Annotated in this window: 6 protein-coding genes; 5 read left to right on the top strand and 1 reads right to left on the bottom strand. The window is 55.9% G+C overall.

Going from position 1 to position 11,472, the window contains the following annotated elements; genetic code table 11:
- Window positions 1-227 precede the first annotated feature (227 nt).
- The 5 genes from CER19_RS25385 (at window position 228) to CER19_RS25405 (ending at window position 6,795) form a co-directional block, all read left to right on the top strand.
- Window positions 228-3,725, top strand: a complete 3,498-nt coding sequence (locus tag CER19_RS25385; RefSeq protein ID WP_116668405.1) for a response regulator — start codon at window positions 228-230, stop codon at window positions 3,723-3,725.
- Entirely contained in the window at window positions 3,726-4,556 is an 831-nt protein-coding gene (locus tag CER19_RS25390; protein WP_178088130.1) for a protein-glutamate O-methyltransferase CheR, read from the top strand.
- Window positions 4,553-5,152: a chemotaxis protein CheB gene (locus CER19_RS25395; protein ID WP_116668406.1), complete on the top strand. Its 600-nt coding sequence runs from the start codon at window positions 4,553-4,555 to the stop codon at window positions 5,150-5,152. Before CER19_RS25390 ends, CER19_RS25395 begins: the two co-directional genes overlap by 4 nt.
- The gene (locus CER19_RS25400) at window positions 5,146-6,339 is read left to right on the top strand and encodes a hybrid sensor histidine kinase/response regulator (protein WP_116668407.1); all 1,194 of its coding nucleotides are present in this window, start codon (window positions 5,146-5,148) and stop codon (window positions 6,337-6,339) included. Before CER19_RS25395 ends, CER19_RS25400 begins: the two co-directional genes overlap by 7 nt.
- A 78-nt stretch (window positions 6,340-6,417) precedes the next feature.
- Window positions 6,418-6,795: a response regulator gene (locus CER19_RS25405; RefSeq protein WP_034135014.1), complete on the top strand. Its 378-nt coding sequence runs from the start codon at window positions 6,418-6,420 to the stop codon at window positions 6,793-6,795.
- A 41-nt stretch (window positions 6,796-6,836) separates the two neighbouring features.
- Here CER19_RS25405 and CER19_RS28870 read toward each other — a convergent pair whose 3' ends face one another.
- A complete protein-coding gene (locus tag CER19_RS28870) occupies window positions 6,837-11,411 on the bottom strand; it encodes a hypothetical protein (RefSeq protein ID WP_218568486.1) in 4,575 nt (1,524 codons plus the stop codon).
- Window positions 11,412-11,472: the final 61 nt, after the last annotated feature.

Consider the following 11,472-nt stretch of genomic DNA (forward strand, 5'->3'; position numbering starts at 1 on the left):
CCCGAGACGCCTTCCTGAGTGGACAGGTGGAAGGCGCAGGTTCCGATACCTCCTTCTCTGCTATGTGAGAAATAACGTCAATAACTGAATGTAAATGGGGGGATGTCATGGCGAACTTTTTTATCGTGGGTGATGGTTCTTGTGTATTTCAGCCTTAGAAAAATAGCGTTCAAGCGCAACTTTGGGGCAAACTCCCGGTTTTTCCGCACTTGGCCAAGGCAATGCCCATGACACCCGCGTCGTCCGTCGATGAAAAAAGCTTTCGTACCCTGCTGAGCCGGAACGTGGCCCTGCCCTTGGGCGTGGGCGTGCTCAGCGCGGTGTTTTTCGTCTGCCTGATTACCTATTTGCTCTCGGTGATCCAGTGGGTGGAGCACACCGACCGCGTCATTAACAACCTCAATGAGACGTCCAAACTGACGGTTGACCTGGAAACAGGTATGCGCGGCTTCCTGATCACCGGCGACGAGCATTTCCTTGACCCTTATGAAGTGGCCAAGCCGAGGATCATTGCCGACCTGCGCAATCTGCAAGACCTGGTAGCCGATAATCCGCAGCAGGTTGACCGGCTCAAACGCTTGGAATCCTTGCAAACCGAATGGAACAACTACGCGCAGTCGATGATTGAGCTGCAGCGCAACAGCGGTGATTACCGTGGTGCGGTCAAGGCGGGCCGGGGCAAGCGGCTCACCGATGAAATTCGCAAGGAATATGAAGACGCGGTGGCGATGGAGCAGCAATTCCGGATCACCCGTAACAACGAGGTCACGCGCACCACCGTCATCAGCGTCACCCTGTATTTGGTGTTCGTGCTGGGGCTGAGTGGTTTTCTTGCCTATATCGGCAGGAGGAATTTAATAGCACTTTCAGAAAGTTATAGCGCAAACCTCGCGTCGCAAAAGAAGATTGCACGGCGCCTGGAGCAAACCGCCTGGCTGCGCAATGGGCAGACCGAGCTGGCCGAACAAGTCCTGGGCCAACTGACTCTGAATATGCTGGGGCGCAATATCTTGCAGTTCTTCGCTCAGTACATGGGCTCGGCCGTCGCGGCGCTGTACGTGCGCGAAGAGCACGGCGGCCTCAAGCGCGTGGCTACTTATGGCTTCTCCCGCGAGCAGGAACAACAGGAACAGTCGATCTACAGCGACGAAGGCATCGTCGGGCAGGCCGCTCAGCTCGATCGCCTGATTCGCCTGGATGATGTGCCGGTGGACTACTTCAAGGTCAGTTCCGGTCTTGGCGAAGGGGCCACTCGCAGCATTCTGGTGATGCCGACCAGCGATGATGACCGCGTCAACGGCGTAGTTGAGCTGGGCTTCCTGCGCCCCCTGGATGAGCGCGATATCGAATTGCTGGAGCTGATTGCCGGCAATATCGGCACCTCCATCGAAGCCGCACGCTATCGCCAGCGCTTGCAGGAAGTGCTGGCCGAAACCCAGCAGCTCAACGAAGAGCTGCAAGTGCAGCAGGAAGAACTCAAGACCGCCAACGAAGAGTTGGAAGAACAGTCGCGCATCCTCAAGGAGTCCCAGGCCCACCTGGAAACCCAACAGGCTGAGCTGGAGCAGACTAACGAGCAACTGGCCGAACAGACCCAGACCCTGGCCGAACAGCGCGACGCCATGGACCGCAAGAACATCGAGCTGAACCAGGCCCAGCTTGAGCTGGAAGACCGCGCCGATGAGCTGCAGCGTTCCAGCAAATACAAATCCGAATTCCTGGCCAACATGTCCCATGAGCTGCGCACGCCGCTCAACAGTTCGCTGATCCTGGCCAAGCTGCTGGCTGATAACCCTCAGGAAAACCTCAGTGCCGAGCAGGTCAAGTTTGCCGAGTCGATCTATTCGGCCGGCAATGACTTGCTCAACCTGATCAACGACATCCTGGATATTTCCAAGGTCGAGGCCGGCAAGCTGGAAGTGCGCCCGGAAAATGCCAGCGTCGAGCGCCTGGTGGACGGCCTGCGCGGCATGTTCGAGCCGCTGGCAATGGACCGCAAGCTGGCCTTCCAGGTGGACGTGCAGCAAGGCTCGCCAACCCTGCTGTTTACGGATCGCCAGCGCCTGGAGCAGATCCTCAAGAATCTGTTGTCCAACGCCATCAAGTTCACCGAGCAGGGCGAGGTCAGCCTGTCGGTGTCCCGTGCGCCGGGGGAGGGCATTGCCTTTACTGTGCGCGACTCCGGCATTGGTATCGCCCCGGATCAACAGGAAAGCATCTTCGAAGCCTTCCGTCAGGCCGACGGCACCACCAATCGCCGTTATGGCGGTACTGGTTTGGGCTTGTCGATTTCCCGTGACCTGGCCACCTTGCTGGGTGGCTATATCAGTGTGACCAGCGAACCGGGCAAGGGCAGCATTTTCACGCTCGTATTGCCTGAACAGTATGTCGAGCGCGACGAGGACGCGGCGACGATCGAGCCACCGCGTCAAGTGGTGGTCGCACCAACGCCTGCGCCGGTCAAGGTTTCGCCGCTGCCGGTAGCCGACGCCAAGCTGATCCCACGCTTTGCCGATGACCGCGAAAAAGCGCCGTTCAGCACCCGTTGCATCCTGGTAGTGGAAGACGAACCGAATTTTGCGCGAATCCTGTTCGACCTCGCCCACGAGCTGGGTTACCACTGCCTGGTCGCCCACGGTGCCGACGAGGGCTACAGCCTCGCCGAGCAATACATTCCGGACGCGATCCTGCTGGACATGCGCCTGCCAGACCATTCCGGGCTGACTGTGCTGCAGCGCCTCAAGGAACACGCCAACACGCGCCACATCCCGGTGCACGTGATTTCTGTGGAAGACCGCGTCGAAGCCGCCATGCACATGGGTGCCATCGGTTATGCGGTCAAGCCCACCACCCGCGAAGAACTCAAGGACGTGTTCGCGCGCCTGGAAGCCAAGTTGACGCAGAAGGTCAAACGCATCCTGCTGGTGGAAGACGATGACCTGCAGCGCGACAGCATTGCCCGCCTGATCGGCGACGATGACATCGAGATCACTGCCGTAGGCTTCGCCCAGGAGGCCCTCGACCTGTTGCGCACCACCATCTACGACTGCATGATCATCGACCTCAAGCTGCCGGACATGCTCGGCAACGAGCTGCTCAAACGCATGGCCACCGAGGATATCTGTTCGTTCCCACCGGTGATCGTCTACACCGGACGCAACCTGACCCGTGATGAAGAAGCGGAGCTGCGCAAGTATTCGCGTTCGATCATCATCAAGGGCGCGCGCTCCCCGGAGCGCTTGTTGGACGAAGTCACGTTGTTTCTGCACAAAGTCGAATCGCAGTTGTCCCATGACCGCCAGAAGATGCTCAAGACCGCCCGCAGCCGCGACAAGGTCTTCGAAGGCCGCAAAATCCTGTTGGTGGATGACGATGTACGCAATATCTTCGCCCTGACCAGCGCCCTGGAGCACAAAGGTGCTGTGGTGGTGATCGGGCGTAACGGCCAAGAAGCTATCGATAAACTCAATGAAGTCGAAGATATCGACCTGGTGCTGATGGACGTGATGATGCCGGAGATGGACGGTTACGAGGCCACCGCCTTGATCCGCCAGGACCCACGCTGGAAAAAACTGCCAATCATTGCCGTGACGGCCAAGGCCATGAAGGACGATCAGGAACGTTGCCTGGCAGCAGGCTCAAACGATTACCTGGCCAAGCCGATTGACCTGGACCGCCTGTTCTCACTGATTCGCGTATGGCTACCGAAGATGGAACGCATTTAAGTGGAGCAGTGTTTCTTGGATAAGAGCAGCGATATTGAGCTGCGCCTGTTGATCGAGGCGATTTACCTCAAGTACAGCTATGACTTTCGCGACTACTCGGGTGCGTCGGTCAAACGCCGTGTGGCCCATGCCTTGCGTCAGTTCGACTGCGCGACCATTTCTGCACTGCAAGAGCGCGTATTGCACGACCCGTCGGCCTTTATGCAGTTGCTGCAATTCTTGACCATCCCGGTGAGCGAGATGTTTCGCGACCCGTCGCACTTCCTGGCGATTCGCCAGGAAGTCGTGCCGTTGCTCAAGACCTACCCGTCGATCAAGATCTGGATCGCCGGTTGCAGCACAGGGGAGGAGGTGTATTCGATGGCCATCTTGTTACGTGAAGAGGGCCTGCTGGAACGCACCATCATCTACGCCACAGACATCAACCCGGCGTCGCTGGAAAAAGCCAAGCAAGGCATCTTCTCGCTGGAGAACGTGCGCGCCTACACCGCCAATTATCAGCAGGCCGGCGGGCAACGTTCATTTGCCGACTACTACACAGCGGCTTACGATTACGCGATCTTCGACAAGACATTGCGCGAGAACGTGACCTTTGCCGATCACAGCCTGGCGACCGATAGCGTGTTCTCAGAAACTCAATTAATCTCATGCCGTAACGTATTGATTTATTTCAATAAGAAATTGCAAGATCGAGCGTTTGGCTTGTTTCATGAGTCGCTGTGTCATCGCGGCTTTTTGGTGCTGGGCAGCAAGGAAACCCTGGATTTTTCCGCCTATAGCAAGCAATTCGAGCCCTTGGTCAAGCAGGAACGGATCTACCGAAAATCATGACCGACGTGCCAGACACCCCGATTCGTGGGATCGAAGCCATCGTCGTCGGCGCTTCCGCCGGCGGCGTCGAGGCGTTGCTGAGTATTTTTGGCCAACTGCCGAGCAGCTTCGGCCTGCCGATCATCGCCGTGCTGCACCTGCCAGACGAGCGCCGCAGCCAACTGGCGGATGTCTTTGCGCGGCGCCTGAACATCCCGGTCAAGGAAGCTCGGGACAAAGAAGCGCTGGAGGCGGGCACCTTGTATTTTGCCGGGCCCGGTTATCATCTGTCGGTAGAGCAGGACCGCAGCCTGTCCCTGAGCCAGGAAGACCGAGTTCACCATTCCCGGCCGGCCATCGATTACCTGTTTTCCTCGGCGGCCGATGTGTATGGGCGCCGCCTGCTCGCCATTTTGTTGACCGGCGCCAACCAGGACGGCGCAAGCGGGCTGGCCCACGTCAAGCAATCGGGTGGCACTACCATCGTGCAGGACCCACAAGAGGCACGCATTGCCGTCATGCCCCTGGCGGCCCTGGCCTTGCACACACCTGACCATATTCTTTCCTTGAGCCGAATCGGCTCATTGCTGGCTTCCCTGGAACCTTTCCCATGTTAAGTACTGTCCAGGCCAAACTGCTGATCGTCGACGATCTGCCGGAAAACCTGCTGGCCCTCGAGGCGCTGATCAAGCGTGAGGATCGCCAGGTCTTCAAGGCACTGAGTGCCGACGAGGCGTTGTCCCTGTTGCTGGAACATGAATTCGCCATGGCGATCCTCGACGTGCAGATGCCTGGCATGAACGGTTTCGAACTGGCCGAACTGATGCGCGGCACCGAAAAGACCAAGAACATCCCCATCGTGTTTGTCAGCGCCGCTGGCCGCGAACTCAACTACGCCTTCAAGGGCTATGAAAGCGGCGCGGTGGACTTCCTGCACAAGCCGCTGGATATCCATGCGGTCAAGAGCAAGGTCAACGTGTTCGTCGACCTGTATCGCCAAAGCAAGGCGATGAAGCTGCAAGTCGAGGAACTGGAGCGCAGCCGCCGCGAGCAGGAACTGTTGCTCACGCGCCTGCAGGCCACCCAGGCCGAGCTGGAACAGGCGGTGCGCATGCGTGACGACTTCATGTCGATTGTCGCCCACGAAGTGCGTACGCCCCTCAACGGGCTGATCCTGGAGACCCAACTGCGTAAGATGCACCTGGCCCGGGACAACGCCGCGGCGTTTACTCTGGACAAGATGCACGCCATGGTTGACCGCGATGAGCGGCAGATCCAGAGCCTGATTCGCTTGATCGAAGACATGCTCGACGTGTCGCGTATCCGCACGGGCAAGCTGTCGATTCGCCCGGCGCGCATCGACCTGGCACAACTGGTACGCAACCTGGTCGATAACTTCGCGCCGCAAGTGGCAGCCGCCGAGTCGTCCATGCAGTTGCAGGCCGAAAGCCCGGTGGAAGGCTGTTGGGATGAATTCCGTATTGAACAGGTGATCACCAACCTGCTGACCAACGCACTGCGCTACGGGGCCAAGAGTCCGGTGCAGGTGCGGGTGTATGCCGAGCATGGCGAAGCGCGGGTAGAAGTGCGCGACCACGGCATTGGTATCAGCGAGGAGAACCAGAAGCGTATTTTCCAGCAGTTCGAGCGGGTATCTGCCAACCATTCCGCAGCCGGCCTGGGCCTGGGCTTGTTTATTTCCGAGCAGATCGTGGCAGCCCATGGCGGCACCATTGAGGTCGAGAGCCAAATAGGCGAGGGCGCCCTGTTTCGCGTGTGCCTGCCCCTAGAGGCGGCCGAGTGAAATCAATCGTCACTTCAACGCAACCTCTGCGTGACCCCATGGTCGTAACTGCAGCAATTGACCGGACAAAGGCTTCCCATGAGTGAAGATGCACAAGATGTCGTACTGATCGTCGAGGATGACGAATCCATTATGTTTGTGCTGGGTGAGTACCTGGCGGGCTTGGGTTACCGGGTTTTGAAGGCGGTCGACGGGGAGCAGGCCTTCGAAATCCTTGCGACCAAACCGCACCTGGACCTGATGGTCACCGATTACCGCCTGCCGGGTGGGATCTCCGGCGTGCAGATTGCCGAGCCTGCAATCAAATTGCGTCCGGAGCTGAAAGTGATCTTTATCAGCGGTTACCCGCAGGAGATTCTGGACTGCCACAGCCCGATCACGCGCAATGCGCCGATTTTGGCCAAGCCGTTTGATCTGGATACGCTGCAAGAGCATATCCAGCGTCTGCTCGCATAAGGAGTGCGGCGCCCAATCAGGGCGCCGCGTACTTCAGAGACTTAGCGTTTTGCCTTCTGAACATTTGCGTTTAGCTGGCTGGCTGGCGTGTACGCATACTCCCAACCGACTTTTCCGCCGAGTCCATCGATAAAATCTTGAAGACCTTTGTGGTCGCCACCGCTGATTGTGTAGACCGTCATCCCGCCGCTTTGCTTAAGAGGATGGCCACTTTTGAGCATTGCCAAGTCCAGGTCCGGGCTATTGGTATTGAAAAGGATCAACTCATTGTTGTTGGTTTTTTGTATATAGACAGTGTGGGCAAAGTCCCCCCCTTCATTGGCATACTTGAAATTGAGAAAGCCGGACTCGGTAATCTCGGCGGGGTTGAAGGTTTTTTTTATGCCGTCGGGCTTGATGCCCATGAGTTCGAGATAACGGGCCGTGTAGTTGGTGCCACCGCCGCGGCCTGTGGCAGCTTTGACGGCATTGTATACTTCAGGCGACAGGGTTTTTTCAGCTTCCCCCACGCGCATGGATGCCTCGTAACAGATCAGCCCTTGATTGTCTGGGTTTGCGTGCAGTTTCTCCCAATTCAATTGCAGCTCTCGGCTGGAAAGGGCACGTGGCTGGCCTGAGGGGATCAAGGGGGTGTCATACAGCTCGACGAACTCGGAATCGAATATGCTATTTTTTTTTCGCCACTCGTCGTCGTGTTCAAACACATTGAACTCTAACGTGTTTCGATCAGTACCGTGAGTTTTATAGGATACGTCAAGTTTTTTGTCGCGAAAGTGCTTGTCCAGGCCCGCGTGCATCAAGTCTGAGCTCTCGAATTTTGCCAGACCATAATTAGGGTCGTTAAACCAAAAGACTTTTTTGCCATCTTCGATTTTAACACCGGCGGCCATTGCATGGCCCGGCGCGTCAATCATGATGGATTTGGGGGGCGTAAGACCGTCCAGCTTTTTTACCATGTCCTTTACGGACAGTAGCTCCGAGGTTTTTCCGGCATAGAAGGCGGTTTTGGTTTGAGTTCCTTGCTGAAGCTTATTCAACTTTTCGATGAAGCGTCTGCACGCGGGGTCCGAGGGGAAAGCCGCAGCGGTATACAGATTTTTAATGAATGTGAGGTCCTTCCCTTGCTCCATTGCGGTCGCCATGATGCGCGAGATGGCAGCGCATTGCCCTTCAGACAGTTGGGATGTCATTCCAATATAAGACGCTTGCGGAATAGGAAACACCGTGCCGAAGCGCGGCTCTATATTGTCCGTGAACCGCGCAGCGCCGCGTCGACCAAACTCGTAGGCATAGTCATCGTACTTTCTGACAATGATACCCACTTGCTCAGCAGTGAGGTTACCGTTACTGACGAGGGCCATGAGGTCCGCCGGCTTATTAACTTTGGACAAGCCCGGAACACTGCTCGCGTCTCCAATACGATAACCATTGTCAAAATCCGCCTTTCCACGGTGATCATTAACAGTTTTACGCCATGTATTGACGATATCATCGCTAATGGTGCGCACATCGGGAGCCGAAGTGGCAGTCGCCCATTTTCTGAAATCATCCACTTCTATTCGGGGAGAGGGCAGGAAGTCCTTTAGCGGCAGGCCATGAGGTTTAAGGGTGATAGGGTCCAAGGCATACCAACGGCCGTTCCATGTTACCGCTGCGACTTCTGCAATTTCTCCATTAATCTTGGCGGTGCCTATCGCGCCGGCGTCGAAGTTGCTGAAGATCTTTTTTATCACATCGTATTTGTCAGCCCCGGACATAGCCCATTCGACGAATTTTCTGGCGCCGAGTGATGCAAGTTGTTTTCCGCCCGTTCCCAGGGTCTTCAGCAACGCGCCTGCACCGTCCAGTGGGTTGAGCGAGCTGACGACGGCACTCGACAGGATTTTTGCCCCACGCGTGACGTGCCGAAACGCGGAAGCTCCTATCTTCAGTGCTTTGGCGCCTTTTGCGGCAGCGCCGAGGGCGACAAAAAAACCCAGGGCATCAAGCGCCAGGTCAGCGATGCCGGCGCCGATATTACCTTTCGAAAAATTATTGATGGCAGAGTAAAGTGGAACAAGATTAAGGAAGAATTCGCCTACTTTCTTGTTGATAGACTCTTCGGTCTCGAACGTTGTCATGCCTTGAGCCATCTTTTTATATGACTGAGCGTCGACAAGTTTCAACTTGGCACCCGCGATGTACCGTGTCCTCTCGCTAAAGTAACTTTTTGGAGGGTGCGCGGCGTTTGTCTGGTCGAGTAATTTTTCTGTATGCCCATCAGGAGGGCTCACTGGCGCCAGGAGTTCAAAGGAATCTCCAGGTTTCATTCCTTTGGGTATAGGGGCCCTCTTGCTGGGCACAGGACCGATTTTAAAATCATTCATATCATCCCGTTTTAGGATGGTATTTTTTTGCCAGTCTATTTCATAAGTCTGTGTTATTCCGTCGAGGGTGCTGCGTAAAAAAATCTTCGACTCATTCCTGGGTACGCTTGTTAATACCCCTGTCGTATGGGGGAGATGAACGGTAAATTGTTGAGCAACGGTAAGTTGCCCGTACTCAATCATCTTACGGTCAGCGATGGGCAACGAGGCGATCAAGTGCTTGGTTTGCGCAGTGATGGCCGCCTCATAGCTATCAACGTAGGCGGAAAATTCGCGTTCAAATTCAACCTTTAGATCTGCTAATAACGAGCGTTCCGTGCTCAATCCGGCACGAATAGCAGGCAGGCTTATTTTGCTATTGCTTGACCGCCATTGTGAATCCCTAGGCCCGAGCCGGTTAGTAAGGAATAAATCCAATATCGAGTAAGGCCCAGGAAAGTCATACCCGGCACTGTCGCGTGTTATGCATTTTTCTTGAAGATCTGCCAGGGATAAGTGCGGCAAAAGCGACTGCAGCTTTTCCAGGACTTTCTTGTGAAATTCTGGCATCTCGGTTGCAAAGGCTGTGGAGGCTGCGCTCAACTCAGTCACTTGCTCTTTATAGGCGTTGCGTACTTCCCCCATCTGCTCATCTGTATAGGCATCGTCGTGCTTCGCGCCGATGATGCCCTGAGCGACGCCCCAGTCTTTCAGCGCCTCGTTTTGGGCGCGGTGCTCAACGAGCCGTTCTTCTTGAGTGAGCGGTATCTCGTCAGCCTGGCTCATGACCTGAGCAAACGTCATCTTGCTGGTTGAACCGGGCGCCTGGGCTTCAAGTCGCGCCACTGCCGTAGTGAAACGCACCCATGTGTGGGAGCCGAACGTCACTTGCTCAGGTATATCTTTGACCAAGAGGTGTGGCGCCTTTCGAGATAACAGCACAGCCACGGCGAGTGCCGCGGTCCGAGGCGTGGCTTTTTTCATCTTGATCAAGTGGTCAGCCATCGCGTTTCTTATAAAGGACGCGCTCTTGCCCGATAGCTCTGCATCGGCGAAGTTGAATCCAGCGGCTGTGGTTCTCGCCGAGGTGGGCGAAAACCTGTGCAGGTCCTGTTCCAGTGAGAGCGAAAGCGCCGCAAGCATCCACTCTTGCAGCGATGTAGGCGAGGCCAGTTCACCCAGCTTGGCCTCGGCTGAGAGTCCCAGCCATCGTGCCCGAGTTGTCTGGAGAATATCGGCGAGCACGCTGTGAGGATCGTCATTGACGTTGGTCAAGTTACGGGTCCAATGCGCCAACAAGTTGTCGTCTAATTCGTCTTTCAATACATGACGAATTATGGCGTGAAGCTTGCGCTGATCCTCAACGTTCAACAGCGTAGGCGATGAAAGCGCTCCGCCCAGATCACCCAGGGCTGGCTTGACCGGCGGCGCTCGACGCAAGGCTTTTGCCACCCTCATCAATTCATCATAGTTCGTCGGAATCGTTATACCCTCATCAACCATGTACTGGTGCAGGCTGACGGTGTCTTTGGGGCTCAGGTTGTGTTCCCGAGCATAGGATGACTCGGGATCTACGGGGAATACGATCTCTTTGAAAACCTCTAGTTGGGCGTCAGTGAAAGGGGCGGAGCGTTGTTCGTCAGAGCTGAAGGCATTAGCGCTATTGGACGCTGTTTCAAGCTTTGCAACCAGACGCCCAACGAGTTGTGCACTCAAGGCGCTTCGATTGTTCAAGTCACCCAGTTGCGATTTTTGAAGGTTCAAGTCCTCTTTGAAGGGACTAAGCGCCTCTGCGTACGTGAAGGATGTCTGCAATAATCCTTCGGCGTACGCCGTGATGCTCGCTGTTTGCTCAGCCAGGGGTAGGGAATCATTGATAGGTATAGGTTTACCGTGAAACCTGGCGACTTCTGACACGCTCGCCGTGCTCTCTGTAGCGACCGAAATAAAGCCGCCATAGGGGGCTAGCGTTTTAGCGGCGTTCATGAGCACCTCGCGGCCAGCAAAGTCGCTTAAATCGACGGTTCCAAAGCCGAACGCTCCCGGGACGATGAGGGTGCCGTTACTTACATCGATCATGGTTCGCTTTGACAGCACAATATTTTTCTCGGCTGCCCAACGCTTCATCTCGGGGCTTTGGAGAATGTCGTGAAGATGAGTTCGCCATTTTCCGTAGGTTGACGTCGCAGGGATATTTTCAACGATTGCCTTGCGTGGGTCTTGATTGCTGGATATGTGCTTTTTCACCGTTTGCGCAAACAGCGCGGCCAACTCGCTGTCCGCGTTGGCCGCTGGAGTGTCTTCTGTCAGCGGCGCTGTATTTGTTATAGGG

The organism is Pseudomonas sp. GL93, from assembly GCF_003408955.1.
In the GTDB taxonomy this organism is placed as follows: domain Bacteria; phylum Pseudomonadota; class Gammaproteobacteria; order Pseudomonadales; family Pseudomonadaceae; genus Aquipseudomonas; species Aquipseudomonas paracarnis.

Coding starts and splice junctions, on each gene's coding strand:
- CER19_RS25385 (WP_116668405.1), top strand. CDS start 228: ATGACACCCGCGTCGTCCGTCGATGAAAAAAGCTTTCGTACCCTGCTG.
- CER19_RS25395 (WP_116668406.1), top strand. CDS start 4,553: ATGACCGACGTGCCAGACACCCCGATTCGTGGGATCGAAGCCATCGTC.
- CER19_RS25400 (WP_116668407.1), top strand. CDS start 5,146: ATGTTAAGTACTGTCCAGGCCAAACTGCTGATCGTCGACGATCTGCCG.
- CER19_RS25405 (WP_034135014.1), top strand. CDS start 6,418: ATGAGTGAAGATGCACAAGATGTCGTACTGATCGTCGAGGATGACGAA.